The organism is Microbacterium atlanticum, assembly GCF_015277815.1.
GTDB lineage: Bacteria > Actinomycetota > Actinomycetes > Actinomycetales > Microbacteriaceae > Microbacterium > Microbacterium atlanticum.
In genome coordinates, this window is sequence record NZ_CP063813.1 from 90,645 (window position 1) to 117,611 (window position 26,967).

Sequence of the window (26,967 nt, forward strand, 5' to 3'; positions counted from 1 at the left end):
GCCGTAGCATCCGGGGGGAGGGACAGATGGGTACCGAGACGATGCGATCGGCGGTGACGATCGAGGAGGTCGCCGCCGCGGCGGGCGTGTCGCGGTCGACGGTCTCGCGCGTGGTGAACGGTTCGACGGCGGTGAGCCCCGAGGCGCTGGAGTCGGTGCAGCGGGCGATCGCCGAGCTCAACTACGTCCCCAACCGCGCCGCGCGCTCCCTCGCCAGCCACAAGACGCACGCCGTCGCGCTCATCGTGCCCGAAGACACCACCCGGTTCTTCGGCGACCCGTTCTTCGCTGCGATCGTGTCGGGCATCAACTCGCGGCTCAGCCGCTCGGACTACGTGCTCAACCTCTTCATCGCCAGCGACGACCCCGGCGACAAGACGACCAGCTACGTCCGCAGCGGCGCGGTGGACGGCGCGATCGTGGTGTCGCACCACACCAGCGACACCTTCATCGACCGCATCGCCAGCGTCGTGCCCGTCGTCTACGGCGGTCGGCCCGCGCGCGAGCGGGAGCGCGACTACTACGTCGACGTCGACAACGTCCGCGGCGCGTACGACGCGACGGTGTACCTGATCGAGAACGGCCGCCGCCGCATCGCCACGATCACCGGTCCGCGCAACATGCCCGCCGGCGTGGACCGCGTGCAGGGGTATCGCGACGCGCTCGCCGCGTGGAGCCTCGACGAGGTCGCGGTCGAGGACGGCAACTTCACCGCCGACGGCGGGGCCGACGCGATGCGCCGGATCCTCGCCTCGGGCGCCGCGCCGGATGCCGTCTTCGTGGCCAGCGACCTCATGGCCCGGGGTGCGCTCACGGTGCTGGCGCAAGAGGGCCTCCGGGTGCCCGAGGACGTCGCGATCGTCGGGTTCGACGACTCCCCGGTGGCCACGTCGGTCACCCCGCAGCTGACGACGGTGCGCCAGCCCTCGTTCCAGCAGGGGGAGCGCATGGCGTCGGTGCTCATCGACCTCCTGGCGGGGAGGCATCCGCGGCACGTCACGATCCTCGAGACGGAGCTCGTGGTACGCGAGTCGGTCTGAGCCCCGCCCCGTCGGGCCGGCGAGCCCGTCGAGACCGGGGTTTGCCCGATGCCGCCGCGGCGGGGAGCGCCCGCCGAGACCGGGGGCTTACCGGATGCCGCCGCGGCGAGAGCGCCCGCCGAGACCGGGGGTTTCGGCCGAGACCTGGGGTGTCGTCCCCTGGCTCGGCCGGAACGCCCCGTTTCGGCGGCCCCGACGCCCCGGTTCGGCGGGCGCCGACGCCGCGTTTCGGCGCAACGCCGCCACCGCACCGGGGATGGCGGCGCCAGGGCACGCGGGTCAGCGGGCTGCGGCGTCCTGGGGATCGCCGCCGAGCTGCCCGACCGCCGGGATGGGACCGCCGTCGTCGGCGCCCGTCCGGCGCCAGCGGGCGATCGCGTTGCCCACGTGGTAGATCAGCAGCGCGGCCGCCGCGCCGAGCACGATCGCACCGAGCTGGAAATCGCCCCACTGCATCGTGAACCCCGCGATCGCGATGACGAGCGCGACGGCGCCGGTGTACTGGTTCACCGGGCGCGAGAAGTCCACGCGGTTGTCGACCCAGATCTTGATGCCGATGATGCCGATGAGCCCGTACAGCGCGGTCGTCACGCCGCCGAGCACACCGGCGGGGATCGAGTTGAACACCGCGCCGACCACCGGCGACAGCGAGAGCAGGATCGCGAAGGTGCCGGCGACCCAGTACGCCGCGGTGGAGTACACGCGGGTGGCGGCCATCACGCCGATGTTCTCGCCGTACGTCGTCGTGCCCGAGCCGCCGAAGGTGCCGGCGAGCACGGTGGCCGCGCCGTCGGCGATGAGCGCGCGACCGGTGTACTGGTTGACGGATGCCTCGGTCATGGTGGCGACGCCGCGCACATGGCCCACGTTCTCGGCGATGAGCACGAGCACGACCGGCAGGAACATCGCGATGACGCTCCACGTGCCCGGAGAGCCGAAGTCGGCGAGGTGGAACGTCGGGAGCCCGACCCACTGGCCTTCGGCGACGAGCTCGTTGACCGCCGTGAAGTCGACCTCGCCGCGCACCAGCGCCACGAGGTAGCCGACGATCACCCCGAGGAAGATCGAGATGCGGCCGAGGAACCCGCGGAACAGCACGCTGAACAGGATCACGGCGACGAGCGTGATCGTCGCCGTCAGGGGCGCCTGCTGGTAGCTGTCCCATGCCACCGGCGCGAGGTTGAACCCGATGAGCGCCACGATCGCACCGGCGACCACCGGCGGCATCAGCTTCTCGATCCAGCGCAGACCCGCGAACTGCACCACGAACCCGACGAGGGCGAGGAGGACGCCCACCGCCACGATGCCGGCCAGGGCGGAGCCCATGCCCTGCGACGCCGTCGCGGCGGTCACCGGCGCGATGAACGCGAACGACGACCCGAGGTAGCTGGGGAGGCGGTTCTTCGTGATGAGCAGGAACAGCAGCGTCCCCAGGCCCGAGAAGAGCAGCGTCGTCGACACCGGGAAGCCGGTGAGCACCGGCACCAGGAACGTCGCGCCGAACATCGCGACGACGTGCTGCGCGCCGATCGCGACGGTGGCGGGCCAGTTCAGCCGCTCCTCGGGCTTGACCACGGTGCCGGGCTCGACGGTCCGGCCGTTGCCGTGCAGGGTCCACAGAGGCATGCGCGCTCCTTGCTCGGGGTGAGGGTGCGTCCATCACCCTAGCGATCGGCGGGGGCCGAGTTGCCCCGGCCCCGCGGCATCCGAAAGGCTGGGGGCCCCGGTTCGCACCCGGGCCCTCGACGGACGGAGAGACGTGACCGACCCCGCGATCCCCCCGACGCCCGCCCGAGCATCCGAACCCGCCCCCGCGCCCGGCGCAACGACCTCGGTACCCCGCACAACCTCCGACGCCACCCCGGCACCCGACACTTCCCCCGCCGCAGCCGGCCCCGCGCCCGACGCCGCGCTCGAGCTCATCGGGCTGCACAAGCGGTTCGGCGAGAAGGTCGCGGTCGCCGATCTGCACCTGCGCGTGCCGTCGGGGTCGTTCTACGGCCTCGTCGGGCCGAACGGCGCCGGCAAGACGACGACGCTGTCGATGGCGACGGGCCTGCTGGCGCCGGATGCCGGGCGGGCGCTCGTCCACGGCGTGGACGTGTGGCGCGACCCGGTCGCGGCCAAGCGCATGCTCGGCAACCTCGCCGACGGCGTGAAGCTCTTCGACCGCCTGACCGGCGAGCAGCTCGTCACCTACAACGGGCTCCTGTTCGGCGTGCCGCGCGACGAGATCGCCGAGCGCACCGCCGACCTGCTCGCGCTGATGGACATGACGGATGCCGCGGGCACGATGGTCGTCGACTACTCGGCCGGCATGACCAAGAAGATCGCGCTCGCCTGCGCCTTGGTGCATGCGCCGCGCCTGCTGGTTCTCGACGAGCCGTTCGAGTCGGTGGATCCGGTGTCGGCGGCGAACATCCAGGACATCCTCACCGGCTACGTCGCCGGCGGTGGAAGCGTCATCATCTCCAGCCACTCGATGGATCTCGTGCAGCGCATGTGCGACCACGTGGCGATCGTCGCCGCCGGGCGGCTCCTCGTCGCGGGCAGCGTCGAGGAGGTGCGGGCCGGCCAGTCGCTGCAGGACCGCTTCGTCGAGCTCGTCGGCGGACGCCGCCACACGGAAGGGCCGGAATGGTTGCGACGCTCCTGAGGCTGCGCTTCCGGGTGCTCGGCAATCAGCTCGCGCGAAGTCCCTGGCAGCTCGTCGGCTTCCTCCTCGGCGCACTCTACGGCCTGGGCGTGCTGGCGGCGATCACCGTCGGACTGGTGCTGCTCGGTTTCGCCGGCCTCGCGACGGCGTCGGTCGTCGTCGTGGGCGCGGGGTCGCTGGTGACCCTCGGCTGGGCGCTCGTCCCGCTCGTGGCGTTCGGCATCGACACGACGCTCGACCCCGACCGCCTGGTCGTCTTCCCCATGACGCTCCCGCGCATGATGGTCGCGCTCACGGTGGCAGCGGTGAGCGGCATCCCGGGCATCATCACGTCGCTGGCCGCGCTCGCGACGGTCGCGACCTGGGTGCACTGGCCCGCCGCGATCGTGGCCTGGGCCGTGAGCACGCCGGTCGCCGTCCTCACGGCGGTCGTCGCGTCACGCACCGTCGCGACGCTCGCGGCCGGGCTGGGCAGCGGTCGGCGCTTCCGCGAGGTGGCGGGCATCCTGATCTTCATCCCGCTGATCCTCGCCGGGCCGATCATCGTCGGCGTCGCGAGCGGGTTCGCGGTGAACGCCGACACGCTCGTCGAGCTGATCCCCCTCCTGGGCTGGACTCCCGTCGCAGCGGCCTGGGCCGTCCCCGCTGCCGCCGCCGCGGGCGACCTCGCCGGGGCAGGCGTCCGGCTGCTGATCGCGGTGGCGACCCTGGGCGTGCTGTGGCTGCTGTGGCGCGCCGCGCTCGGCCGCTCGCTCTCCCGCCCGCGGCACACCTCGGCGGCCGCCGTGCGCCCGGGGTCGCTCGGATGGTTCGGCCGTGTGCCGACCGGTGCCGCCGGCGCGGTCTTCGCGCGATCGCTGACGTACTGGACCCGCGACCCCCGCTACCTCCGCCAGCTGATCGGGGCGCCGCTCGTTCCGGTGCTGCTGTGGTTCTACGCGCGCGAGGGCGATCCGCTGGTGGCGCTGTCGTTCTCCGGCCCGATCATCGCGATCGTGATCGGGATCGTGGTGTACGCCGACATCTCGTACGACGGCACCGCGTACGGCACCGAGCTCGCCACCGGCGCTCCGGGGCGCGCGGACCGGCTCGGGCGCAGCCTCGGCGCCGCCGCCGTCTCCCTGCCGCTCGTGCTGCTGGCGGCGATCCTGCCCTTCGCGTTCTCGGGGGAGTGGAGCCTGTTCCCCGGCATCCTCGGCATGGCCGTCGGCATCCTCCTCACCTGCTACGGCGTCTGCGCGGTCACGTCGGCGTTCTTCGTCGTGCCGGTGGCGGCATCCGGCGACAACCCGTTCAAGCGGGTGCCCGGCACGACCTTCCTGCAGGGACTGGCGTTCTTCGGCATCTGGCTGGTCGCCGTCGCCCTGTCGGCGCCCGCGGGCATCATGGGCACCGTCGCGTTCTTCACCGGCGACGCCGTGCTGAGTGCGATCGCCTGCGCTGTCGGCATCGTGCTCGGCACCGGGATCCTCATCGCCGGCATCCTCGTCGGCGGGTCGACGCTCGATCGCACCGGCCCGAGGCTGCTCGCGCGGCTGAAGGCGATGAAGAACGCGTGACGGACGGATGCCTCGGGCTCGGGCGTGCGCGGACGGCACACCTGACTCACCCCGTGATTCCCGGGTGGCGCCCAGGTCAGGCGGCGGTGAGGCGCTCCAGCAGCTCTCGGTAGCGGGCCGCGGTGCGCTCGACGATGTCGTCGGGGAGTGCCGGCGGCTCGCCCTCGCGCGGCGGCGCCCAGTTCGCGGCGAGCCAGTCGCGCACGATCTGCTTGTCGAAGCTCGCCATGCGCTCCTCCGGGGTGGTGCCCGAGGCCCAGGCCGCGGCATCCCAGTACCGCGACGAGTCGCTCGTGAGCACCTCGTCGGCGAGGGTCAGCACGCCGTTGGCGTCGACGCCGAACTCGAACTTCGTGTCGGCGAGGATGAGGCCGTGCGCCTCGGCGGTGCGCGCGGCACGCGCGTAGATCTCGAGGGAGAGGTCGCGCAGTTCGGCCGCGCGCTCGGCGCCGACGAGCTCGACGGTGCGCGCGAACGAGATGTTCTCGTCGTGCTCGCCGAGCGGGGCCTTGTATGCGGGCGTGTAGATCGGCTCGGGCAGCCGGTCGCCGTTGGTCAGCCCCTCCGGCAGCGCGATGCCGCACACCGTGCCGCTCTCGCGGTACTCGGCCCAGCCGGATCCGGTGAGGTAGCCGCGCACGACGCATTCGACCGGCAGCATGTCGAGACCCTTCACGATCATGGAGCGCCCGATGACGGCATCCGGAATCAGGCTCTGCAGGTCGTCGGGCGTGTTCGCCTCGCCGTCGCCGCCGAGCGTGAGCGTGTGCGAGGCGGCGAGATGGTTCGGGATGCCGCGCCCGCCGTCCGCGCCGGCGAGACGGTCGAACCACCACAGACTGAGGGTGGTGAGGAGCGTGCCCTTGCCGGGGATCCCGGGCGAGAGCACGTGGTCGAAGGCGCTGACCCGGTCGCTGGCGACGACGAGCATGCGCTCGGCGGGTGCGCCGGTCGCGTCGCCGCCGGCCGTCGCGGCGTCGTCGGGGACGTACAGGTCCCGCACCTTCCCGGAGTAGACGTGGCGCCAGCCGGGCAGGTCGAGGGAGGTGGGGGTGGAGTCCGTCACCCGCCCATTATCCCGGAGGCCCGATCCGCGGCGTGCGGCGGCTAGACCCGCTGAGCGCGGTTGTCAAGAGCTTGGCCCGCGCCGCGCGCGAGCGAAGGATGGAGGACATGACCGGACTCGCAGTGACCCTGCTGATCATCGGAATCGTCCTGCTGCTGCTGGGCGTCTTCGTCGAGGCGGTCCAGTTCCTGCTGTGGATCGGCCTGGTGATCGTCGTCATCGCGGTGATCGCGTGGCTGATGCGCTTCATACGTCGTCAGACCTGAGTCCCCCAGCTCAGGTTCTCCGGACGCCGGTCCGGATCGCACAGATCCCCGGCGTCATCCGGACGCCGGCTCGCCAGTCTCCCCAAGCTCGCGACGCCGGCGTCCGTCTGTCAAGCGGGAGGCGAGCCGCGCCTGTGAAGTGGCCGCGAGCCGCCCTCCCCCATCGTCGGCGGGCGTAGCCTGAGAGCGCGTCCTGGACCTCGACGCGGCGGCCTGCACGATGGTGCGGCCTGATGAGGATCGAGGTCGATCACATGCCCGCACACTCCGGCACCGGCATCCGCAGCACCGTCGCCCGCACGGACCGCGCACCCAACGACTTCACGGGCCTCGCGAAGATGATCGCCGCGAGCGGCCTGATGCGCCGCCGCTACGGCTACTACTGGACGAAGCTCATCGGCGCCGTCGTGGTCCTGGCAGCCGCGATCACCGGGTTCGTCCTCATCGGCGACACCTGGTGGCAGCTGTTCACGGGGGCCGCGCTCGCCATCCTGTTCACCCAGATCGCGATGCTGGGACACGACGCCGCTCATCGGCAGATCTTCGTCTCGGGCCGGTGGAACGACTGGACGTCGATGGTCCTGGGCAACCTCCTGGTCGGCATGAGCTACGGGTGGTGGCAGCACAAGCACACCCGGCACCACGCCAACCCCAACAAGGTGGGCTCCGATCCCGACATCGAGCTTCCGGTCGTGTCGGTCACCCCGGAACAGGCCGACCGTCGCGCGCGGAGGTCCGGGCCGGTGCTCACGTGGATCATGGCTCATCAGGGCGTGTTCTTCTTCCCGATCCTGCTGCTGGAGGGCCTGTCCCTCCACGCGTCGAGCGTGCGCCGAGTGCTCTCACGCGAGCCGCTGCGCCACCGCGCCGTCGAGATCGCGTTCCTCGCGGTGCGGATCGGCGGCTATCTGACGCTCGTCTTCCTCGTGCTTTCGCCGGGGATCGCGGCGGTGTTCCTGGCCGTCCAGCTGGGGGTCTTCGGGGTCTACATGGGCCTGTCGTTCGCGCCGAACCACAAGGGGATGCCGATGGTGCCGGCATCCGTCAAACTCGACTTCCTGCGGCGGCAGGTGCTCATGAGCCGCAACATCCGCGGCAACCGGCTGCTCGACACGGTGATGGGCGGCCTCAACTACCAGATCGAGCACCACCTCTTCCCGTCCATGCCGCGGCCGCATCTGCGGCGGGCGTCGGGCGCGATCAAGGAGTACTGCCGGTCGCGCGGAGTGCCGTACACCGAGACCGGGCTCGTCGAGTCTTACCGGATCGTCACGCGCTACATCAATCGCGTCGGGCTCGGGGAGCGCGATCCCTTCGAGTGCCCGCTGCTGCAGCAGCGGGCTGCGGTGTGACCCGCTGTCGCACGCGGGCGGGGCGCCCTAGACTCGCGTCGACATGGAAGCCGGCCGGGAGGGCGCACTCGTCGACGCCTTCGTGAACCTCGCCGACACGCTCGTCGCAGAGTACGACGTCGTCGACCTCCTCAGCACGCTGTCGGAGTTGAGCCGCGACCTGCTCGACGCCACCGACGCCGGGATCCTGCTGACTGACGGGCAGGGCCGGCTCGAGGTCGTCGCGGCGTCCAGCGAGCGCAGCCACCTCATCGGCCTCATGCAGCTCGCCGCCGACGAGGGCCCGTGCGTGGACGCCTGCCGGACGGGTCGGATCGTCGCCGTGCACGGCTGGGCGCCGATCTACGCGTCCTGGCCCCGCTTCGCCGCGTCGGTGCGAGAGCTCGGCTACGAATCCGTGCTGGCGGTGCCGATGCGCCTGCGCGACGATCGACTGGGGTCGCTCAACCTCTTCTTCGACCACGACGCACCCGTCTCCGCGGCCGACATGAAGGCCGCGCAGGGGCTTGCCGACGTCGCGACGATCAGCATCCTCCACGAGCGGTCGCTGAAGGAGCAGACGCTGGCGCGCGAGCAGCTGCAGCGTGCGCTCGAGAGCCGCGTGGTGATCGAGCAGGCGAAAGGCGTGATCGCGACCGCCGAGAACGTCGACATGGACGAGGCCTTCCGCCGGTTGCGCGCGCGTGCCCGCGACAGCCGCGCGCGGATCTCCGAGGTCGCCCGTGAGCTGATCGCCGGCTCGGCAGGCGCGGGCGGTCCCTCGGGGAGCCCCGGCACGCCCCAGTTCTAGGCGAGCCCGAGCCGCCGACGCGGGCGCTGCCTCACAGGCCGGCGGCGACGCGCGCGGCGATGTCGGTGCGGTGGTGACCGCCCTCCAGCTCGATCTGGCCGAGCGCGCGGTAGACGCGCTCGCGCGCCTCCATGAACGTCGTGCCGACTCCGACCACGTTCAGCACGCGGCCGCCGGTGGCCACGAGCCCGCCGTCGGTCTCGGCGGTGGCGGCGTGGGCGAGGTGCACACCGGGGACGTCCGACGCCTCGCGCAGCCCGGTGAGTGCCCGACCGGTCACCGGCGCCGCGGGGTAGCCCTCGCTGGCGAGCACCACCGTGACGGCGACGTCGGTGGCGAAGGCGGGGCGCGGCAGATCTTCGAGCGTTCCGGATGCCGCGGCCAGCAGCAGCTCCGACAGCGGGTCGACCAAGCGGGGGAGCACCACCTGGGTCTCGGGGTCGCCGAAGCGGGCGTTGAACTCGATCACCTTGACGCCGCCGTCGGTGAGGATGAGGCCCGCGTAGAGGAGTCCGATGAACGGCGTGCCCTCGGCATCCAGCTGACGGATCACGGGCTCGGCGATGTCGCGGGTGACGAGGTCGACGAACTCCTGCTCGCTGCCGAACCGGCCGTCGAGCCACGGCAGCGGCGAGTACGCACCCATGCCGCCGGTGTTCGGGCCCTCGTCGCCGTCGAGCAGGCGCTTGTAGTCCTGCGCGGGGCTCAGGGGGAGCACGTGGTCGCCGTCGCTGAGGAAGAAGAGCGAGACCTCGGCGCCGTCCAGGTACTCCTCGACCAGCACCGGGCCGGAGGGGAGATACTCGTCGGCGTGGGCGAGCGCCGCGTCGCGGTCGGAGGTGACGATCACGCCCTTGCCGGCGGCGAGCCCGTCGGCCTTCACGACGTACGGGGTGCCGAGCTGGTCCAACGCCGACTCGACCTCGCCGCGCGAGTAGGCCCGCACCGCGCGCCCGGTGGGGACGCCCGCGGCCTCCATGATGCGCTTGGCGAACGCCTTCGAGCCCTCGAGCTGAGCCGCCGCCTTGCCGGGCCCGAACGCCGGGATGCCCCGCTCCCGCACGGCGTCGGCGACCCCGGCGACGAGGGGAGCCTCCGGGCCGATGACGACGAGCGCGATGTCGTTCTCGATCGCGAAGTCGGTGACGGCGACCGGGTCGTTGGCGTCGAGTGAGACCAGCTGCGCGTCCTGCGCGATGCCGGCGTTGCCGGGGGCGGCGAAGATCTCGTGCTCGGCCTCCTCGGACCGCAGCGCCAGGATGATGGCGTGCTCGCGCGCGCCCGAGCCGAGAACCAGGATCTTCACGCGTTCCAGCCTAGCGGCGGCCCTTCCGGGCGTTTCGGGCGCTCCACCCACCTCCGGCAGCCGCATTCCCCGAGTCCTCGACCGGGCGACCCGGCCGCGGCAGGTTCGCGAGAAAGAACCGGGCAGACGTGCGGTCGCCGGCCTCCTGACAGCGGATTCGGCGATTCCTGCCTGGGGTTTCACGCGTAGCGTGGAGGCGTGGCACGCAGGATCTCGACCGACGACGGCCGCGCGGCGCTGGACGCGGTCGCGGCGGCGGCCGCGACACCCGTCCCCGCGTCGCGCGCCGACAAGGCGACCGCGGTGCGCTTCCTGCTGCAGCTTCTCGCCGAGAAGGCCCCGGGCAACTCCGTCGAGGTGCGCGTGCCGCCGTTCGGCGCCGTGCAGGTCGTCGAGGGGCCCCGTCACACCCGGGGCACGCCGCCGAACGTCGTCGAGACCGACCCCGCGACCTGGATCGCGGTGGCGACGGGGGCGGAGCACTGGACGGATGCCGCGACCGCCGGCCGCATCGTCGCATCGGGCACGCGCGCCGACATCTCGCACCTGCTGCCGCTGCGCCCCTAACCGGCCCGCCGTCCCGACCCACGGGCCGCTGCGCCCCCAGCCACGGCCCCCGGCACCGGCGAACCGCCCGAGCCGCCCAGGCGCAGCGGTGGGACAATGGCACCATGACCCGCGCGCGCACCGGCGCAGCCGGCGACGACGACCCTGACGAGCACGTCATCCACGAGGAGTGGGAGTCCGTCGGGATCCGGCGCGCCCCGCGCATCGGCCGCATCATGATCTCGGGCATCGTGTTCGGCGTCGTCGCGGCGGGCGTCCTCACCGCGATGGCCGCCTTCTCGGAGGAGCCGGGCGGGCCGCTCTCCACCGGCGCCTCGGGGTTCCTCCGGGTGTTCGGCGTCATGGCCGTCGTCTGCGTCGGCTTCGGGCTCCTCGTCGCGGGCCTCATCGTCATCGTGCTCGACCGTGTCGTCGGCAGCCGCGACCGCCCCGCGATCGCCGAGCACTCCACGAGCCTCAGCGACGACCTCGTCTCGCCGGTCACCGACGACGTGCCGCAGTGGGTGCGCGATCGCGAGATCATCGAGGCCGAGCGGGGCGAGGGCTCCGGACCGCACCTGCCCGCGACGGACGACCCGAGCGGCCGCCTGCCGAAGGGATAATGGAGGCATGCCCGAGCACAGCCAGGATCGCGTCGAGACGCTGCGGGTGCGGCGGGCCCCCAAGATCTCGGTCTTCCTCATCGCCGGCGCCGCACTCGGCGTCTTCGTGGCGATGATCCTCACGTTCGCCTTCGACGGCACGTCCCAGGTCAGCCCCAACACCGGGGTCGAGTACGCGCAGACCCAGGTGTTCGGATTCCTCGCGCTGATCTGCGCGCCCATCGGCATCGCGATCGGCGCCCTCGTCGCCCTTCTCCTCGACCGCCGGTCGCGTCGCCACACCCGCGAGGTGTCGGTCGACCACGCGTCGGTGCAGGTCGATCCCCCGTCCAGCGACGACGCCGCGCGCTGAGCCCGGCCGCCGGGCGTCAGGCCAGCTCGGCGATGATCGGGTGGATCGCGGCGTCGAACGCCGCGACGTCTCCGCGCAGGCCGTCGGTGACGGCGATCGTGAGGGAGCCGATCCACCACACGCCCCGCTGGTTCAGCGGCAGCACCTGCACGTTGAGCTCGAACGAGTGCGCCCGGCGGCCGACCTGCCGCTCGTGCTCGGCGATCGCCCCCGCATACGCGCGGTAGGCCGTGCCGGTGCTGTGCGAGGCCTCTCTGCGGTAGCGGTCGTGGGCCGCCCGGGCGAACGCCATCGCGTCGGCGGCATGCGGGGTGAAGGCGTAGCGCAGCTCGTCGCACCCATCGACAGGCAGGGCGAGCGCGGTGTCGAAGCCGTCGACGAGGTCGAGCGGCACGGGCGACGGGTGCGCCTGCGGCTCGACCGTCATGGCCCAGAACTCCCGCCACTGCCGCTCGAGCACCGCCTGCGCCTCGTCGGAGCGATCGTTGGCGCGCGGGGGGATGCCGCGCAGATGCGGCAGCTCGTCCGGGGAGCGGATTCCGAGCACCTGTCGCAGATAGAGGGCGAGAAGAACCGGCTGACCTGCGTCCTCGCGGATCAGCCATTCCGGTGAACCGGCGCCGCCCATGCCGCCATTGTAGATCCGCCCGCCGACGTCGCGGCCGGAGCAGCGCGGGCGCCTCCCGGCAGGCCGGGGGACGGATGCCTCCCCCGCCGTAACAGCGCCAGGGTGCGGCATCCGCTCATCCGGGCCGCCGGTAGGCTGGTAGCCGTGGCCTCCTCTGAACGCGACGCCCTCTCACGCCCCGAACAGCCGGTGAACCCGTACACCGCTGCCGGCGTCGACACCGCCGCCGGCGACCTCGCCGTGGAGCTGATGAAGTCGGCCGTGCGCCGCACCCACGGGCCCGAGGTGCTCGGCGGCGTCGGCGGATTCGCGGGCCTCTTCGACGCCGCTGCGCTCAAGGCCTACGACCGGCCGCTCTTGGCCACCAGCACCGACGGCGTCGGCACGAAGGTCGCCATCGCGCAGGCCATCGACAAGCACGACACCATCGGGCAGGACCTGGTCGGCATGGTCGTCGACGACATCGTCGTGGTCGGCGCGAAGCCGCTGTTCATGACCGACTACATCGCGTGCGGCAGGGTCTTCCCCGAGCGCATCGCCGACATCGTCCGCGGCATCGCCGCCGGCTGCGCCGAGACCGGCACGGCCCTCGTCGGCGGCGAGACCGCCGAGCACCCCGGACTTCTCGGCGTCAACGACTACGACGTCGCCGGCGCGGCGACCGGCATCGTCGAGGCCGACCGCGTGCTGGGCGCCGAGCGGGTGCGCGACGGCGACGTGGTGCTGGCGCTCGCGAGCTCGGGCCTGCACTCCAACGGCTACTCGCTGGTGCGGCACATCGTCACCGGCGCCGGCATCCAGTACGGCGCCAACGCCGCGGACTTCGGCACGACCTGGGGCGAGGCGCTGCTCGAGCCGACGCGCCTGTACACCCAGCCGCTGCTGAAGCTCATCGCCGATCACGGCGACCGTGTGCACGCCCTCAGCCACGTCACCGGCGGCGGCATCGCCGCGAACCTCGCCCGCGTGCTGCCGCAGGGCACGTGGGTCGAGGTCGACCGCGCCACGTGGTCGCCGCCCGCGGTGTTCCGCGTCCTTGCCGATCTCGGCGACCTCGACCTCCCGTCGACGGAGGGCACCTGGAACCTCGGCATCGGCTTCCTCGCCGTCGTGGCCGCCGACAAGGCCGAGGCCGCGGCATCCGCTCTCTCCCGCGGCGGCATCGCCACCTGGCAGGTCGGCGTCGTCCGCGACGGCGCACGGCCTGACGGCGACTGGGAGCAGGGCGCCAAGGGCGTCGACGGCGGCGCGGTGCGCCTCGTCGGGGCGTACGCAGACCACACGGCTCGCTGAGCCGCACACCGAACATACGGAGCGAGCAACACCCATGTGCGGAATCGTCGGGATGGTGGGCCGCGGGTCGGTCAATCAGGAGATCTACGACTCCCTGCTCCTGCTGCAGCATCGCGGCCAGGACTCCACCGGCATCGCGACGGCCGAGCGTCACGGCGTCGTCCATATGCACAAGACGCGCGGGCAGGTGCGCGAGTCGTTCCGCACGCGCGACATGCGGGCGCTCCTCGGCGAGATCGGCCTCGGGCACGTGCGCTACGCCACCAAGGGCACGGCCTCGAACGAGGAGGAGGCGCAGCCCTTCTACGTGAACGCGCCGTACGGCATCGTGCTGGTGCACAACGGCAACCTCACCAACACGCGCGAGCTCACGCAGGAGCTCTTCCACCGCGACCGCCGCCATCTCAACACCAGTTCCGACACCGAGCTGCTGGTCAATGTTCTCGCCAACGAGCTGCAGTCGTCGATCTCCGGGCTCGAGCTCGACCCGGAGCAGGTGTTCCACGCGGTCACCCGCGTGCACGAGCGGGTCGAGGGCTCGTACGCCGCGATCGCGCTCATCGCGGGCTACGGGCTGCTGGCGTTCCGCGATCCGTTCGGCATCCGCCCGCTCATCCTCGGCACGCGCAAGCACGCCGACGGGCACTACGAGTGGGTCGTGACGAGCGAGTCGCTCGTGCTCGAGAACGGCGAGTTCGAGGTGGTGCGCGACGTCGATCCCGGCGAGGCGGTCTTCATCGACCTGGAGGGCAACCTCCACACCCGCCAGTGCGCGGCCGATCCGCGGCTGGTCCCGTGCTCGTTCGAGTACGTCTACCTCGCGCGGCCCGACTCGGTGATGAACGGCATCTCGGTGTACGAGGCGCGGCTGCGCATGGGCGACCGGCTCGCCGACACCATCGCGAAGTACACGCCGCGCGAGGCGATCGACGTGGTGATGCCGATCCCCGATTCGTCGCGGCCGGCGGCCATGCAGGTGGCGCGCAAGCTCGGCGTGGAGTACCGCGAGGGCTTCTACAAGAACCGCTACGTCGGCCGGACGTTCATCATGCCGGGGCAGGCGGTGCGCAAGAAGAGCGTGCGACAGAAGCTCAACGCGATGTCGACCGAGTTCAAGGGCAAGAACGTGCTCCTCATCGACGACTCCATCGTGCGCGGCACGACGTCGAAGGAGATCATCCAGATGGCGCGGGATGCCGGTGCCAAGAGCGTCACGTTCGCCTCGGCCGCCCCGCCCGTGCGCTACCCGCACGTCTACGGCATCAACATGCCCTCGCGCCACGAGCTCGTCGCCCACGGTCGCACCATTCCCCAGATCGCGCAGGAGCTCGGCGCCGACTTCGTGGTGTACCAGGAGGTCGAGGACCTGAAGGCCGCGATCCTCGAGGGATCCGACGTCGAGGACCTCGACATGAGCTGCTTCGACGGGCGCTACGTGACAGGCACCGTCACCGACGAGTACCTCGCCTGGGTGGAGGGCTCGCAGGAGAGCTGACCGGCGACCTGACGACCCGACGGTGGGCCGGAGGCATCCGTCGCCGTCATAGGGTTGGAGGAGTGACCTCATCCCCTGCCCGCCCGCTGTGGCAGGGACGCACCCTGGCCCTCGTGGGCATCGTGCTGTTCGCGTTCTCGCTGCGGTCCGCCGTCGCGTCGCTGTCGCCGCTGTTCGACCACATCTCGGCGGAGTTCGACCTGCCGGCCGCCGTGATCGGGCTCATCGGGACCGCGCCTCCGGTGTGCTTCGCGGTGTTCGGGCTGCTCACCCCCGCGCTCGAGCGCCGGCTCGGCCTCGAGCGCCTGGCGGTGATCGCGATGGCGGTTGTCGCCACCGGGCTCGTCGCCCGCAGCCTCGCGCCGAACTGGGCCCTGCTGCTCGCCGGCACCGCGCTCGTCTTCGCCGCAGTGGGGACGGCGAACATCCTGCTGCCGCCGCTGGTCAAGCGCTTTTTCCCCGACCGCATCGGGCTCATGACGACGGTGTTCTCCACCACGATGGCCGTCTCGACCTTCGTGCCGCCGCTGCTCGCCGTGCCGGTGGCGGATGCCGCGGACTGGCACATCTCGCTGGGGCTCTGGGCGGTCTTCGCGCTGGTCGCGATGATCCCGTGGACCGGGCTCGCGCTGCGGCGTCGGGCGAACGGCGCGGATGACGACATCGAGCAGGCGAACCCGCGCGTCTTCTCGCGGATGTGGCACGTGCCGCTGGCGTGGGCGCTGCTGGTGGCATTCGCCGTCTCGAGCACGATCGCGTACACCTCGTTCGCCTGGATGCCGCGGATGCTCGTCGACATCGCGGACGTCACCCCGGCCGCGGCGGGCGTGCTGCTGGCGCTCTTCGCGTTCATGGGGCTGCCGGCATCGCTCGCGGTGCCGCTCCTGGTCACCCGCTGGAACGCCACCCGGCTGCTCTTCGGCGTCGCCGTCGTCACCGGCTTGGCCGGCATCGCCGGACTGCTGCTCGCGCCCGCCGCGGCGCCGTGGCTCTGGGTGGTGCTGATCGGCCTGCCGCCGCTGCTGTTCCCCCTCGTCCTGGTGCTCCTCGGCCTGCGCACACGCACGCACGAAGGCACGGTCGCCCTCAGCGGGTTCGTGCAGAGCGGCGGCTACGCGATCGCTGCGGTCTTCCCGCTCACCATCGGCCTCCTCCACGATGCGACGGACTCGTGGACCGGCCCGCTCCTGCTGCTCGCTCTGGTCGTAGCCGCCGCGATCCCGGCCGGCGTGGTGGCGGCGCGCCCGCACACCGTGGAGGACGACTGGTCGCGCCGCCATGGGCCGTGGTGACCGCGGGGCCGTTCCGGATGCCGGTCCACCGGCATCCTGCCGGGTGACGCGCCCCGCCGACCGGCCTCACACCGGGTGACGCGCCGGCGCTCTGTGCCGCATGCACGTCGAACCCCGCGTGCAGCGGCACGCGGGGTCGGTTCGACGGACGGCGAGGCGGTGCGCCTCGCCGTGCTCAGGCTTGGGACGAAGAGACGGGCGAGGTCTCGTCCTCGTCTTCGTCGTTGTACTGGTCGGCCCACTTGTCGACGTACTCGTCTTCACTGTGGTGACCGAGCTCGCGCTCGAGTGCGGAGTAGTTCACGCTGTACGTGTCGTACTTCAGCTCTCGGGCGATCTTGGTGTGCTTCGCCTTCTGACGGCCACGCCCCATGCGAGACCCCCTCATTTGAGTTGCGGGTTTCTGCGGGCTTTTCCGCCGCGCCACCCGGGCATTCACGAATCCGGCTTCGAACCGGTAAGAGTAGCATTCAGGATAACACGGAGCCCCCTGGCCCGGCTGTCCCGGGGCCCGGCGGTGCGGGAGGAGCGCGGACGTATGACTGACGAGGCATCCGAGCCGGAGGTCGACGCCAGGAGTGATGCGAGCCTGCGCGGAGCGGTGATCGCCGGAGTGATCCCCGACCAGTCCCCGCGCGTGCTCAAGGAGGCCGTGCGCTACGCCCGGCTGCTGCAGGCGCCGCTGGTCGTGGTCCACGTCGACGTCACCCGGTTCGTGACGTACGAGGACCCCGACGGGTACGTGCACTCGGCGCCCATCGACATGAACATCGCGGCGGGCGAGGGGGAGCTGACGAAGGTGCAGGATGCCGCGGCATCCGTCCTCGCCGACTCCGACGTGGACTGGACCGTCCGCCAGCTCGTCGGCGATCCGGCGATGGCCATCAAGCACCTCGCCGAGGACATCGACGCCCGGCTGCTGGTGGTCGGCACCCGCAAGCGGGGCTTCGGCGAGTCCGTGCGCGAGTTCTTCACCGGCTCGGTCGGCGCCCGTCTCGCCCATCGCCAGCATCGCCCCATCCTCGTGGTGCCGCTCGGCGAGCCGGTGCCCGACGACGAGGAGATCTGGCCCGCCTGACCGCGGCGCTCGCCTCCCTGCGCCCTCGCGGGGAGGGCGCAGGGACGGATGCCTCGGCTCAGCCGCGCAGCGCGCGCGTCACGTCGCGGGCGACGCGGTCGAGTTCGCTCGCGACCTGGTCGACGACCGTGGCGGCGAGCTCCCCGCCGCGCGCGACGTGGACGCGGACATCGCCGCGCAGCGTGGCGCGGAACTCGTTGACGAGGGCGTCCAGGCGCTGCAGCTGCTCGCGGCTGCGCACGCGGGGGTCGTCCTCGCGCGGCTGCTGCGGCGTGGTCTCGCGCTCTTCGCGGGAGGCGGCGGCGAGATCGGCGCGCAGGCTCTTCATCGCCTCGCGCACGCTGCCGCGCACCTCTTCGGCAATGAGCCGCACCGAGTCGGCCAGTCCCGCCTCGATGCCCTCGAGCTCGCCCGCGCGGGCCTGGACCTCGGCGTGGCCGGCCTCGGTGATCGCGTAGACGGTCTTGCGGCCGTCGACGGTCTTGGTCACGAGACCCTCCTCTTCGAGCTTCGCCAGACGCGGGTAGATGGTGCCGGCGCTGGGGGTGTACGTGCCCCCGGTGCGGTCCGACAGGGCCTGCATGATGTCGTAGCCGTGGCGCGGCCCCTCGTCGAGCAGGTTCAGCAGGTACAGGCGCAGGTCGCCGTGGGAGAAGACCGGAGCCATCACAGCTCCTCTCGGTCGGTGCGGGTCTCGGCCGGCGCCGGGGCGTCGCCTCCGAACGGGGTCTGCGCGGTCGGGGTCGCGTCCTGCGCTGACGCCGGGCCCGCGGGCTGCGTCGACGCCGGCTCTCCAGTCGACGCCGTCGACGCGGTTGATGACGCCGACGCCGACTCCGGCGCCGAGCCGACAGCGGCAGCGGCGGAGGCATCCGTCACCTCTCCGGACGCGCGGCGCAGCACGGTGATGTCGCCCGAGACGCTGTGGGCGCGCACGTCGGCGAAGCTGCCGCTGAGCTCGCCCACCGAGCCGGCGTAGTTCGTCGTCGGGCCGGTTCCCTGACCCGAGCGCACGACGCCGTCGATCTGCACGCGGCCGCTGACGCTGCGGATGACGTAGTTCGCCGGGTAGCCCTCGTCCAGCCGCACGGTCGAGCTGCCGCTGACGGTGTTGAGCCCGACCGAGACGATGTCGCCGCTCGAGTCGACGAGCACGGAGCCCGACACGGTGTCGACGGTGGCCTTGCGCAGCGACCCGGTCGCCGCGACGTCTCCCGACACGCTGTTGGCGTTGAGGCCGCCGACGAGGCCGCGCACCTGCACGTCGCCCGAGACGGCGTTGACCGAGAGGTCGCCGGTGAGGCCGTCGACGATGATGTCGCCCGACACGGTGTTGAGCGAAGCGCCGGCCTGCAGGCCCGAGACGAGCGCGCTCGCGCTCACGACGCCGAGGTTGAGGGCGACGTCGCGGGGGACCGCGACGCTGATCTCGGCCTTGGGGCCGCCGGCGCCGAAGTTGCGGAACACCTCGAGGAAGTTGTCCCAGCGCAGCTGCGGGTGGTCGATCTCGACGCGGTCGTCGGTGACCTCGATGCGGAGGTCCTTCACCGTGACGTCGTGCACCTCGATGCGGACGCCCGGCTCGTCGTGGGCGATGACGTCGACCTGGCCGCCGACGAGGCCGACCTTGAGTGCGCGGATGCCTTCGATGTCGATCACGCGTGTCTCGCCCGGGTGGATGATCCACTTCTCCAGGGTCATGACTGATTCTCCTGCCTATCGGGGTGGAATCGCGATATATCGCGTGCAGGCAGGATAACACGATATATCGCGACTCTGTCAAGCCTGCGCCGGTCGGGCGGATACCGCCGCTTGACCTTGACGCAACGTCAACCTTTAGTGTGATCAGCGACGCCCACGACCGACGAGAGGAGACGGCCATGGCGGACCAGGAGTGGTCGATCCAGCAGATCGCGAAGCTCGCCGGCACGACGAGCCGCACGCTGCGCCACTACGACGACATCGGTCTGCTCGCGCCGTCGAGCGTCGGTCAGAACGGCTACCGCTACTACGACCAGGGCGCGCTCGTGCGGCTGCAGCGGATCCTGCTGCTGCGCGAGCTCGGACTGGGGCTGCCGCAGATCGGGGAGGTGCTCGACCGCGAGGCGTCCGAGGCACCCGCGCTCGAGAGCCACCTCGCGTGGCTGCGGCAGGAGCAGGACCGGCTGGCGCGGCAGATCGCGTCGGTCGAGAGCACGATCAGCGCATTGAGGGGAGGTGAACGACTGATGGCAGAGAACATGTTCGACGGCTTCGACCACACCCAGTACAAGGAGGAGGTCGAGCAGCGCTGGGGCAGGAAGGCCTACGCCGACAGCGACCGCTGGTGGCGCTCGATGAGCGCCGACGAGAAGGCAGCGTGGCAGGAGCGCGTCTCCGACCTCGGTCGCGACTGGATCGCGGCGGCGGAGGCGGGCATCGCGCCCGACGGCGACGAGGCGCAGGCGCTCGCGAAGCGTCACGTGGAGTGGCTCACCGGCATCCCCGGCACGCCCGCGGCGACGCCGGGCGGCGACGTGAAGGGCTACGTCCTGGGCCTCGGAGAGATGTACGTCGCCGATCCGCGCTTCGGCGCGAACTACGCGACGAGCGCGGGAGGCACCGCAGGCGCGGAGTTCGTCCGCGACGCGCTCCGCGTGTACGCGGAGGCGAACCTGTAGGCGCACCTCGACCCTGCAGACAGGCGGATGCCGCGGCCGACCTTGGCCGCGGCATCCGTCGTCTTCAGCTGGTGAAGCGGGTCAAGCTCGTCGGTTCCCGCTGATCACTCGGAACAGCCACACGATCAGCGCGATGATGCCGACGATGATCGCAACCCACAGCAGCCAGTTCAGCGCGGAGTTGAGGCCGCCGACGATCGCGAGAATGATCGCGACGACGATGATGATGATCAGGGCGAGGTTCATGGGATCTTCTCCTTCTGCGTGTCCCCTGCATGGTCTGCAACGGATGCCTCCTGGGCACGTCTTCACAGTGGCACCGCTGGGCCCGCGACCCGAGGGGGTTGACGGCGTGTCGGCGCCGGTGATAGCCGAAGCCCTGCCGTTAGGGGCGTCATGCGGGGAAGTCAACCCCCGTGAGCGCGCCCCGGGGCACGCCTAGCGTGCCGGTATGAGTTCATCGTCGCCCCAGGACCCCACGACCGCGCACCACGACGAAGGCTTCCCGGCGCAGGAGCAGGAGCAGCCGGGACTCACCGACCAGACGAGACCCGAACCCGACCACGGCGAGGAGTCGTATCGAGGATCGGACCGCCTCACCGGGCGTCGAGCGCTCATCACCGGCGGCGACTCGGGCATCGGCCGGGCCGTGGCCATCGCGTTCGCCCGCGAGGGTGCTGACGTCGCGCTGGTCTACATGCCCGAAGAGGAGGAGGACGGCGAGGACACCGCCCGCCTCGTCTCCGACGCCGGCCGCAAGGCGGTGACCCTTCCCGGCGACCTGCGCGACGAGCAGTTCTGCGCCGACATCGTCGACCGCTCCCTCTCGGAGCTCGGCGGGCTCGACGTGCTGGTGCTCAACGCCGCGTACCAGAAGGACCGCGAGGGCATCGACACGCTCGAGACCGAGGAGATGGAGCGGGTCTTCCGCACCAACCTCTTCGCGCAGATCTTCACCCTGCGCGCGGCCGTGCCGCACCTGAAGCCCGGCGCCTCGATCATCCTCACCACGTCGGTGCAGGCGTTCAACCCCTCGGCGGGGCTGGTCGACTACGCGATGACGAAGGCCGCGCAGGTCGCTCTCATCAAGGCGCTGGCCGAGGAGCTCGGCGAGAAGGGCATCCGCATCAACGGCGTCGCACCCGGCCCGATCTGGACGCCGCTCATCCCCGCCACCGGGTGGGACGAGGAGCGCCTGGCGTCGTTCGGGCAGGACACCCCGCTCGGCCGCGCCGGCCAGCCGGCCGAGCTCGCCGGCGCATACGTGTACCTCGCGTCCGACCTGTCGACGTACACCTCGGGCGCGATCGTGCCGGTGACCGGCGGAAAGCCGCTCTGACCGGGCGGTGCAGGGCCCCGCACCCGGGCGGTGCGGCGACGGAAGGAGCAGGCGATGCCACAGGGACGCGGATCCAATCTCAAGGATCGCGAGCTGTACGAGGAGCTTCGCAAGGACGGAGCCTCCAAAGAGAAGGCGGCGCGCATCTCGAACGCGGCCGCCAACCAGGGCCGCAAGACCGTCGGCCGCCGCGGCGCCAACGCGACGAACTACGACGACCGGACGGTGCCCGAGCTGCGCAAGCGCGCGAAGGAGCTCGGACTCTCGGGCTACTCGGGCAAGAGGAAGTCCGAGCTCATCGAGATGATCCGGAACCACTGAGGATGTGGTCGCCGGGCCCGTCGGCCGATGCGCCGGCGGGACCGGCGGTCAGGGGAGACTGAGCACATGCCGAAGCTCACGCGTGTGCGTCCCTTCCAAGACCCGGGTTTCCGGCGCCTGCGTGCGGGAGCGGGATTCCGCTACCTCGACGCCAAGGGCCGTACCCCCGGCGAGCGGCATCTGGAACGCATCCGGGCGCTCGTCATCCCGCCGGCCTGGCAGGACGTCTGGATCAGCGCCCGCGCCGACGGCCACATCCAGGCCGTCGGCACCGACGACGCCGGGCGGCGGCAGTACATCTACCACCCGGCATGGACGGCCGGGCGCGACAAGGGCAAGTTCGCCCGCGCGCTCGCGCTCGCCGAGGCGCTGCCGCGTGCCCGCGCCAGGGTCACGACGTCGATCCGCCGCGACGACCTCGACCGTGAGCGGGTGCTCGCCGTCGCGTTCCGGCTGCTCGACAACGCCGCCCCGCGCATCGGCTCGGAGCGCTACCTCGCGCAGAACGGCAGCCGCGGCCTCACGACGCTCCATCGACGGGATGCCTCGGTCGACGGCTCCGTCGTCACCCTCACGTTCCCCGGCAAGAGCGGCAAGCTGCAGTACCTCGAGATCGACGACGCCGAGCTGGCGGCGGTCATCGAGCTGCTCGTGCCGGGCCGCCCGCGCTCGCCGCTGCTGGCCTTCAACCGCGCCGGCCGCCGCGTGCCGCTGACCCCCGCCGAGGTGAACGCCTACGTCCGATCGCTCACCGGTGGAAAGTTCACCGCCAAGGACTTCCGCACGCTGCGAGGAACGATCCTCGCGGCCGAGGCTCTCGCCCACATCGGCACCGTCGACACCAAGACCGACCTGAAGCGGGCCGAGGTGCTCGCGGTGCGGGCCACGGCCGAAGCGCTCGGCAACACGCCCGCCGTCGCGCGCGGGTCGTACATCGACCCGAGGGTGTTCGTCCGCTACCGCGAGGGGAACCTCCTGGACCTGTCGCGCACGCCCGAGTCGGCGATCCGCCAGCTGCTGCGGCCGGTCCGCGGCGAGACCGAGCCGGAGGACGTCGTCGAGGTGGCCTGAGCGCACCGCGAGGGCGCGGGAGCCTGGCCGGGCGCGGCTCAAGCCGGGCGTACGGCGGGAGTAGCGTGGACGGATGCCTCAGCCGGTCGACGCCCGTGTGCTCGGGGTTGTGGTGGCCGGCGGGGCGGTCGGCGTGCTCGCCCGCGCGGCCGTGATCGTCCCATTGGAGGACCCCGCGGCGGTGCCGTGGGTGACGCTTGGCGTCAACGCGGTCGGCTCGCTGCTCCTCGGTATCGTCGTCGGATGGCTCGACGGAAGGCGGCCGCTGCTGCGCGCGTTCCTCGGCACCGGAGTGCTCGGCGGGTTCACGACCTACAGCGCGTTCGCCGTGGCGCTGGCCGCAGGGGCGGCAACGCCGTGGCTCGTCGCGGGGCTGGCCGCGGCATCCGTCATCTCCGGGGTTGTGGGAGCGGTCGTCGGGCTCGTGATCGGACGCCGGATCGCCGACACTCCCGGCCGCATCGAAGCCGTCGAGGACGCCGAATGACGCCGTGGCTGCTGGTCGTCGCGGTCGCGGGCGGGGTCGGCGCGGGTCTGCGTCACCTCGTCGACCGGCTCGTCACACCGCGGGCCGGCGCGCGGTTCCCGGTGGGCATCCTCGTGGTCAACGTGTCGGGATCGTTCGCGCTCGGCCTGCTCACCGGGCTCGGCGCCGCCGTCGCGCCGGAGTGGTCGCTCGCCCTCGGAGCCGGGCTCCTCGGCGGCTACACCACCTTCAGCACGGTGTCGGTCGAGACGGTGCTGCTCGCCGAGCGGAGGCGGTGGCGGGATGCCGCGCTCAATCTCTTCGGCACGCTCGCGCTCGCCGCGGTCGCGGCCGGACTCGGGCTGCTGCTCGGGGCCGCCCTCGCGTGAGACCGCCCGTCTCGACGCTCAGGCGGCTCACATGAGAGGTGCATGAAATACTGACAGCCGATACATCTTCGTATCGTGCGGGCTCCCGTATTCGACGCACCACCTCCCCCAGCGAAGGCATCCGTGTCCAACCTCGCCGTCCTGAGTCTGAAGAACCGCGCTCTCATCGCGCTCATCACGATCGTCGCCGCCATCTTCGGCGGCCTGGCCCTCACCAATCTCAAGCAGGAGCTCATCCCCTCGATCGAGTTCCCCGCGCTCATCGTGGTGTCGACCTACCCGGGCGCCTCGCCCGAAGTCGTCAGCAACGACGTCTCGGTGCCGATCGAGAACGCCATCCAGGGCGTGCCCGGACTCGAGACCTCCACCGCGACGAGCACGACGAACGCCTCGATCGTGCAGGCGTCCTTCACGTACGGCACCGATCTCGCGACCGCCGAGCAGAAGATGACGCAGGCGATCAACCGCATCAAGAGCCAGCTGCCCGAGAGCGTCGATCCGAGCGTCATCACGGCGAGCATCGACGACTTCCCGGTGATCCAGCTGGCGGTGACGGGGTACGACGACGAGGAGTCGATCCAGGCCGAGCTGGAGGCATCCGTCATCCCCGACCTCGAGGATGTGGCGGGAGTCAACGCCGCCCAGATCGTCGGCGGAGTCGGTCAGCGCGTCACGATCACGCCCGACCCCGCGGCGCTCGCGGCCGCCGGCTACACGCAGCAGGCGATCCGCGACGCGCTCGAGCAGAACGGCGTGCTGTTCCCGGGCGGCGAGATCACCGAGGGCGACGAGACCCTCACGGTGCAGACGGGCGCCAAGATCACGACCGTCGACGAGATCGCCGCGCTGCCGCTGGTGCCGTCGACGCCCGAGCAGTTCCAGGCCGGCGCCGCGACGATCCAGGACGTCGCGACCGTCGCCGAGGAGGCCGACCCGGTCACCACCGTCTCGCGCGTGAACGGAGAGCCGGCGCTCACGATCGCCGTGACGAAGCTGCCCGCGGCGAACACCGTCGACGTGTCGCGCGGGGTGCTCGACATCCTGCCCGAGCTCGAGGAGTCGCTGGGCGGCGCGGAGTTCACGGTGGTGTTCGACCAGGCGCCCTACATCCAGGAGTCCATCGACACGCTCGCGAAGGAGGGCCTGCTCGGCCTCGTGTTCGCGGTGCTCGTGATCTTCGTGTTCCTGCTGTCGGTGCGCTCGACGCTGGTCGCGGCGATCTCGATCCCGACCAGCGTGCTCATCACATTCGTCGGCATCCAGGCGTTCGGGTACTCGCTGAACATCCTCACGCTCGGCGCGCTCACGATCGCGATCGGGCGTGTGGTCGACGACTCCATCGTCGTCATCGAGAACATCAAGCGGCACTACGTCGGCGACGCCGACAAGCGCACCGCGATCCTCCGCGGCGTGCGCGAGGTCGCGGCGGCGATCACCGCCTCGACGATCACGACCGTGGCGGTGTTCCTGCCCATCGCGTTCGTCGGCGACGTCACGGGCGAGCTGTTCCGGCCGTTCGCACTGACCGTCACGATCGCGATGACGGCGTCGCTGTTCGTGGCGCTCACCATCGTGCCGGTGCTGGCGTACTGGTTCCTCCGGCCCGGCAAGCCGATCCTCGACGAGCGCGGCGTCGCGATCGACCCCGAAGACCCGGCCGCCCCGCCCAGCCGCCTGCAGAAGTCGTACCTGCCGATCCTCCGGTGGACGATGAAGCACTCGTGGGCGACGCTCGGCCTCGCGCTGCTCGTGCTCATCGGCACGATCGCCGCGGCGCCGTTCATGAAGACGAACTTCCTGGGCGACTCGGGCCAGAACACGTTCACCATGACGCAGGACATCGGCCCGGCGCCGTCGCTCGAGGCCGAGAGCGCGGCCGCCGAGGAGGTCGAGGCGGTGCTGCTCGACATCGAGGGCATCGAGACCGTGCAGGTGTCGATCGGCTCGAGCGGCTCGGCGCTGCGCGACGCGTTCTCGGGCGGCGGCAGCGGCATCACGTACTCCATCACCACCGACCCGGGCGTCGACCAGGTCGCGCTGCGCGAAGAGGTGCAGGCGGCGGTCGCCGAGCTCGACGACGCGGGCGAGATCACCGTCTCGACCGCGGGCGGCGGGTTCGGCTCGAGCGACATCGAGATCGACGTGACGGCTCCCGATTCCGGCACCCTGCAGGAGGCGACGGATGCCGTCGTGGCGGCCGTCGACGGAGCCGAAGGCGTCGGCCAGGTGTCGAGCAACCTGTCGGCGTCGCTGCCCTACATCGCCGTGACGGTCGACCGCGAGCGGGCGGCGCAGCTCGGCCTGTCGGAGGTCGCGGTCGGCGCGCTGGTGTCGAACACGATGCAGCCGCAGTCGATCGGGTCGGTCGAGATCGACGGAACGTCGCTGACCGTCTATCTGGCGGCATCCGAGACTCCCGCGTCGCTCGACGAGCTGCGCGCGCTGCCGGTGCCGAGCGCGACCGGACCCATTCCGCTCTCGGACGTCGCGACCGTCGAAGAGAGCGAGGGGCCGACGTCGATCACGACGCAGCAGGGCCAGCGCACCTCCACGGTGACGGTCACGCCGTCGACCGACGACCTCGCGAGCGCGTCGGCCGCGGTGACCACCGCGCTCGACGAGGCCGAGCTTCCGGCGGCGGCGGATGCCTCGCTCGGCGGTGTCGTGACGCAGCAGCAGGACGCGTTCACGCAGCTCGGCCTGGCGCTGCTGGCTGCGATCCTCATCGTGTACATCGTGATGGTGGCGACGTTCAAGTCGCTTCGCCAGCCGCTGCTGCTGCTGATCTCGGTGCCGTTCGCGGCGACCGGCGCGATCCTGCTGCAGATCATCACGGGCGTGCCGCTCGGGGTCGCGTCGCTCATCGGTGTGCTGATGCTCATCGGCATCGTGGTGACGAACGCGATCGTGCTCGTCGACCTCGTGAACCAGTACCGCGAGAAGGGCCTGTCGGCCCACGACGCGACGATCGCCGGCGGTTCGCGACGTCTGCGCCCGATCCTCATGACCGCGCTCGCGACGATCTTCGCGCTCACGCCGATGGCGCTCGGCATCACCGGCCAGGGCGGGTTCATCTCGCAGCCCCTCGCGATCGTCGTGATCGGCGGGCTCGTCTCGTCGACGGTGCTGACGCTCCTCGTGCTGCCGACCCTGTACAACCTCGTCGAGGGTGCGCGCGAGCGGCGGGCTGAGCGGCGGGGCGGGTATGGCTCCGGTGACCCCGGGTCTGGCGGGGATGGGCCGGCGGGTGGGACGGATGCCGCGGCCGTGCCGGCGCTCGTCGGGGCCGGGGGTCTTGGGGCTGAGGTGCCGCGTTCGTCGGGTGCCGGTTCCGGCTCGGCTTCCGGTGTCGGTGTCGGCGCTGCTGTCGGTGCCGCGT

Annotated in this window: 26 protein-coding genes and 2 pseudogenes; 20 read left to right on the forward strand and 8 right to left on the reverse strand. The window is 71.5% G+C overall.

The window, feature by feature from the left end; translation table 11 throughout:
• Window positions 1-26 precede the first annotated feature (26 nt).
• A complete protein-coding gene (locus tag IR212_RS00455; protein WP_194397094.1) occupies window positions 27-1,040 on the forward strand; it encodes a LacI family DNA-binding transcriptional regulator in 1,014 nt (337 codons plus the stop codon).
• A gap of 279 nt (window positions 1,041-1,319) precedes the next feature.
• On the opposite strand, the gene IR212_RS00460 is transcribed toward IR212_RS00455, so the two are convergent.
• Window positions 1,320-2,666: a uracil-xanthine permease family protein gene (locus tag IR212_RS00460; protein WP_194397095.1), complete on the reverse strand. Its 1,347-nt coding sequence runs from the start codon at window positions 2,664-2,666 to the stop codon at window positions 1,320-1,322.
• 133 nt (window positions 2,667-2,799) lie between these two features.
• Here IR212_RS00460 and IR212_RS00465 point away from each other — a divergent pair, with 133 nt between their 5' ends.
• A complete protein-coding gene (locus IR212_RS00465; RefSeq protein ID WP_420488607.1) occupies window positions 2,800-3,696 on the forward strand; it encodes an ABC transporter ATP-binding protein in 897 nt (298 codons plus the stop codon).
• The gene (locus IR212_RS00470; protein ID WP_194397096.1) at window positions 3,678-5,255 is read left to right on the forward strand and encodes a hypothetical protein; all 1,578 of its coding nucleotides are present in this window, start codon (window positions 3,678-3,680) and stop codon (window positions 5,253-5,255) included. The genes IR212_RS00465 and IR212_RS00470 overlap by 19 nt, the downstream gene beginning before the upstream one ends.
• Before the next feature lie 76 nt (window positions 5,256-5,331).
• Here IR212_RS00470 and IR212_RS00475 read toward each other — a convergent pair whose 3' ends face one another.
• Complete coding sequence (locus tag IR212_RS00475; protein ID WP_194397097.1) at window positions 5,332-6,321, reverse strand: phosphoribosylaminoimidazolesuccinocarboxamide synthase; 990 nt, start codon at window positions 6,319-6,321, stop codon at window positions 5,332-5,334.
• Window positions 6,322-6,428: 107 nt separating this feature from the next.
• Between IR212_RS00475 and IR212_RS00480 the strand changes: the two genes are divergently transcribed.
• From IR212_RS00480 to IR212_RS00490, 3 genes are all read left to right on the forward strand, one after another.
• Window positions 6,429-6,587 (forward strand): hypothetical protein, encoded by a 159-nt coding sequence (locus tag IR212_RS00480; RefSeq protein ID WP_194397098.1) that lies wholly within the window; start codon window positions 6,429-6,431, stop codon window positions 6,585-6,587.
• A 254-nt stretch (window positions 6,588-6,841) separates the two neighbouring features.
• Window positions 6,842-7,939 (forward strand): fatty acid desaturase family protein, encoded by a 1,098-nt coding sequence (locus IR212_RS00485; RefSeq protein WP_194397099.1) that lies wholly within the window; start codon window positions 6,842-6,844, stop codon window positions 7,937-7,939.
• A 43-nt stretch (window positions 7,940-7,982) separates the two neighbouring features.
• Window positions 7,983-8,729 carry a GAF and ANTAR domain-containing protein gene (locus IR212_RS00490; RefSeq protein WP_194397100.1) on the forward strand — a complete coding sequence of 249 codons (747 nt, stop codon included), beginning with the start codon at window positions 7,983-7,985 and terminating at the stop codon, window positions 8,727-8,729.
• A gap of 31 nt (window positions 8,730-8,760) precedes the next feature.
• On the opposite strand, the gene purD is transcribed toward IR212_RS00490, so the two are convergent.
• Window positions 8,761-10,035, reverse strand: coding sequence for a phosphoribosylamine--glycine ligase (gene purD, locus IR212_RS00495; protein ID WP_194397101.1), 1,275 nt, complete (start codon window positions 10,033-10,035; stop codon window positions 8,761-8,763).
• Window positions 10,036-10,233: 198 nt separating this feature from the next.
• On the opposite strand from purD, the gene IR212_RS00500 reads away from it, so the two are divergent.
• The 3 genes from IR212_RS00500 to IR212_RS00510 all read left to right on the forward strand — a co-directional run bounded on the left by IR212_RS00500 (window position 10,234) and on the right by IR212_RS00510 (window position 11,556).
• A complete protein-coding gene (locus IR212_RS00500) occupies window positions 10,234-10,602 on the forward strand; it encodes a sterol carrier family protein (protein WP_194397102.1) in 369 nt (122 codons plus the stop codon).
• 104 nt (window positions 10,603-10,706) lie between these two features.
• Window positions 10,707-11,204, forward strand: coding sequence for an MHYT domain-containing protein (locus IR212_RS00505; protein WP_194397103.1), 498 nt, complete (start codon window positions 10,707-10,709; stop codon window positions 11,202-11,204).
• A 7-nt stretch (window positions 11,205-11,211) separates the two neighbouring features.
• A complete protein-coding gene (locus tag IR212_RS00510) occupies window positions 11,212-11,556 on the forward strand; it encodes a YtxH domain-containing protein (protein WP_194397104.1) in 345 nt (114 codons plus the stop codon).
• A 16-nt stretch (window positions 11,557-11,572) separates the two neighbouring features.
• Here the strand turns inward: IR212_RS00510 and IR212_RS00515 are convergent, their stop codons facing one another.
• Entirely contained in the window at window positions 11,573-12,184 is a 612-nt protein-coding gene (locus tag IR212_RS00515; protein WP_194397105.1) for a zinc-binding alcohol dehydrogenase, read from the reverse strand.
• Between the two features lie 144 nt (window positions 12,185-12,328).
• Here IR212_RS00515 and purM point away from each other — a divergent pair, with 144 nt between their 5' ends.
• From purM to IR212_RS00530, 3 genes are all read left to right on the forward strand, one after another.
• On the forward strand, window positions 12,329-13,477 hold the full coding sequence (purM, locus tag IR212_RS00520; RefSeq protein WP_228479404.1) for a phosphoribosylformylglycinamidine cyclo-ligase: 1,149 nt from the start codon (window positions 12,329-12,331) through the stop codon (window positions 13,475-13,477).
• Window positions 13,478-13,511: 34 nt separating this feature from the next.
• The gene (purF, locus tag IR212_RS00525) at window positions 13,512-14,972 is read left to right on the forward strand and encodes an amidophosphoribosyltransferase (protein ID WP_194397106.1); all 1,461 of its coding nucleotides are present in this window, start codon (window positions 13,512-13,514) and stop codon (window positions 14,970-14,972) included.
• Window positions 14,973-15,034: 62 nt separating this feature from the next.
• Window positions 15,035-16,264, forward strand: a complete 1,230-nt coding sequence (locus IR212_RS00530; RefSeq protein WP_194397107.1) for an MFS transporter — start codon at window positions 15,035-15,037, stop codon at window positions 16,262-16,264.
• Window positions 16,265-16,439: 175 nt separating this feature from the next.
• Here the strand turns inward: IR212_RS00530 and IR212_RS00535 are convergent, their stop codons facing one another.
• Window positions 16,440-16,637 carry a DUF3073 domain-containing protein gene (locus IR212_RS00535; protein WP_194397108.1) on the reverse strand — a complete coding sequence of 66 codons (198 nt, stop codon included), beginning with the start codon at window positions 16,635-16,637 and terminating at the stop codon, window positions 16,440-16,442.
• 165 nt (window positions 16,638-16,802) lie between these two features.
• Between IR212_RS00535 and IR212_RS00540 the strand changes: the two genes are divergently transcribed.
• Window positions 16,803-17,342, forward strand: a complete 540-nt coding sequence (locus IR212_RS00540) for a universal stress protein (protein ID WP_194397109.1) — start codon at window positions 16,803-16,805, stop codon at window positions 17,340-17,342.
• Window positions 17,343-17,400: 58 nt separating this feature from the next.
• On the opposite strand, the gene IR212_RS00545 is transcribed toward IR212_RS00540, so the two are convergent.
• Both IR212_RS00545 and IR212_RS00550 read right to left on the reverse strand, forming a co-directional pair.
• On the reverse strand, window positions 17,401-18,009 hold the full coding sequence (locus IR212_RS00545; RefSeq protein WP_194397110.1) for a PadR family transcriptional regulator: 609 nt from the start codon (window positions 18,007-18,009) through the stop codon (window positions 17,401-17,403).
• 188 nt (window positions 18,010-18,197) lie between these two features.
• Window positions 18,198-19,043: pseudogene (locus IR212_RS00550) on the reverse strand (DUF4097 family beta strand repeat-containing protein); the annotation flags it as partial.
• 179 nt (window positions 19,044-19,222) lie between these two features.
• Between IR212_RS00550 and IR212_RS00555 the strand changes: the two are divergent.
• A complete protein-coding gene (locus IR212_RS00555) occupies window positions 19,223-20,002 on the forward strand; it encodes a MerR family transcriptional regulator (RefSeq protein ID WP_194397111.1) in 780 nt (259 codons plus the stop codon).
• Window positions 20,003-20,083: 81 nt separating this feature from the next.
• Here the strand turns inward: IR212_RS00555 and IR212_RS00560 are convergent, their stop codons facing one another.
• Window positions 20,084-20,248 carry a hypothetical protein gene (locus tag IR212_RS00560; RefSeq protein ID WP_194397112.1) on the reverse strand — a complete coding sequence of 55 codons (165 nt, stop codon included), beginning with the start codon at window positions 20,246-20,248 and terminating at the stop codon, window positions 20,084-20,086.
• A gap of 205 nt (window positions 20,249-20,453) precedes the next feature.
• On the opposite strand from IR212_RS00560, the gene IR212_RS00565 reads away from it, so the two are divergent.
• From IR212_RS00565 to IR212_RS00590, 6 genes and pseudogenes are all read left to right on the forward strand, one after another.
• On the forward strand, window positions 20,454-21,341 hold the full coding sequence (locus tag IR212_RS00565) for an SDR family oxidoreductase (protein WP_194397113.1): 888 nt from the start codon (window positions 20,454-20,456) through the stop codon (window positions 21,339-21,341).
• Between the two features lie 54 nt (window positions 21,342-21,395).
• On the forward strand, window positions 21,396-21,662 hold the full coding sequence (locus IR212_RS00570; RefSeq protein ID WP_194397114.1) for a DUF7218 family protein: 267 nt from the start codon (window positions 21,396-21,398) through the stop codon (window positions 21,660-21,662).
• Window positions 21,663-21,728: 66 nt separating this feature from the next.
• Complete coding sequence (locus IR212_RS00575; RefSeq protein ID WP_194397115.1) at window positions 21,729-22,733, forward strand: DNA topoisomerase IB; 1,005 nt, start codon at window positions 21,729-21,731, stop codon at window positions 22,731-22,733.
• 73 nt (window positions 22,734-22,806) lie between these two features.
• Window positions 22,807-23,220: a fluoride efflux transporter FluC gene (locus tag IR212_RS00580; RefSeq protein WP_194397116.1), complete on the forward strand. Its 414-nt coding sequence runs from the start codon at window positions 22,807-22,809 to the stop codon at window positions 23,218-23,220.
• Window positions 23,217-23,588, forward strand: a complete 372-nt coding sequence (gene crcB / locus IR212_RS00585) for a fluoride efflux transporter CrcB (protein ID WP_194397117.1) — start codon at window positions 23,217-23,219, stop codon at window positions 23,586-23,588. Before IR212_RS00580 ends, crcB begins: the two co-directional genes overlap by 4 nt.
• A 123-nt stretch (window positions 23,589-23,711) precedes the next feature.
• Window positions 23,712-26,849: pseudogene (locus tag IR212_RS00590) on the forward strand (efflux RND transporter permease subunit); the annotation flags it as partial.
• Between the last annotated feature and the right edge of the window lie 118 nt (window positions 26,850-26,967).

Coding starts and splice junctions, on each gene's coding strand:
- IR212_RS00455 (WP_194397094.1), top strand. CDS start 27: ATGGGTACCGAGACGATGCGATCGGCGGTGACGATCGAGGAGGTCGCC.
- IR212_RS00460 (WP_194397095.1), bottom strand. CDS start 2,666: ATGCCTCTGTGGACCCTGCACGGCAACGGCCGGACCGTCGAGCCCGGC.
- IR212_RS00470 (WP_194397096.1), top strand. CDS start 3,678: ATGGTTGCGACGCTCCTGAGGCTGCGCTTCCGGGTGCTCGGCAATCAG.
- IR212_RS00480 (WP_194397098.1), top strand. CDS start 6,429: ATGACCGGACTCGCAGTGACCCTGCTGATCATCGGAATCGTCCTGCTG.
- IR212_RS00485 (WP_194397099.1), top strand. CDS start 6,842: ATGCCCGCACACTCCGGCACCGGCATCCGCAGCACCGTCGCCCGCACG.
- IR212_RS00490 (WP_194397100.1), top strand. CDS start 7,983: ATGGAAGCCGGCCGGGAGGGCGCACTCGTCGACGCCTTCGTGAACCTC.
- IR212_RS00505 (WP_194397103.1), top strand. CDS start 10,707: ATGACCCGCGCGCGCACCGGCGCAGCCGGCGACGACGACCCTGACGAG.
- IR212_RS00510 (WP_194397104.1), top strand. CDS start 11,212: ATGCCCGAGCACAGCCAGGATCGCGTCGAGACGCTGCGGGTGCGGCGG.
- IR212_RS00515 (WP_194397105.1), bottom strand. CDS start 12,184: ATGGGCGGCGCCGGTTCACCGGAATGGCTGATCCGCGAGGACGCAGGT.
- purF (WP_194397106.1), top strand. CDS start 13,512: ATGTGCGGAATCGTCGGGATGGTGGGCCGCGGGTCGGTCAATCAGGAG.
- IR212_RS00535 (WP_194397108.1), bottom strand. CDS start 16,637: ATGGGGCGTGGCCGTCAGAAGGCGAAGCACACCAAGATCGCCCGAGAG.
- IR212_RS00540 (WP_194397109.1), top strand. CDS start 16,803: ATGACTGACGAGGCATCCGAGCCGGAGGTCGACGCCAGGAGTGATGCG.
- IR212_RS00545 (WP_194397110.1), bottom strand. CDS start 18,009: ATGGCTCCGGTCTTCTCCCACGGCGACCTGCGCCTGTACCTGCTGAAC.
- IR212_RS00555 (WP_194397111.1), top strand. CDS start 19,223: ATGGCGGACCAGGAGTGGTCGATCCAGCAGATCGCGAAGCTCGCCGGC.
- IR212_RS00560 (WP_194397112.1), bottom strand. CDS start 20,248: ATGAACCTCGCCCTGATCATCATCATCGTCGTCGCGATCATTCTCGCG.
- IR212_RS00565 (WP_194397113.1), top strand. CDS start 20,454: ATGAGTTCATCGTCGCCCCAGGACCCCACGACCGCGCACCACGACGAA.
- IR212_RS00570 (WP_194397114.1), top strand. CDS start 21,396: ATGCCACAGGGACGCGGATCCAATCTCAAGGATCGCGAGCTGTACGAG.
- IR212_RS00575 (WP_194397115.1), top strand. CDS start 21,729: ATGCCGAAGCTCACGCGTGTGCGTCCCTTCCAAGACCCGGGTTTCCGG.
- IR212_RS00580 (WP_194397116.1), top strand. CDS start 22,807: ATGCCTCAGCCGGTCGACGCCCGTGTGCTCGGGGTTGTGGTGGCCGGC.
- crcB (WP_194397117.1), top strand. CDS start 23,217: ATGACGCCGTGGCTGCTGGTCGTCGCGGTCGCGGGCGGGGTCGGCGCG.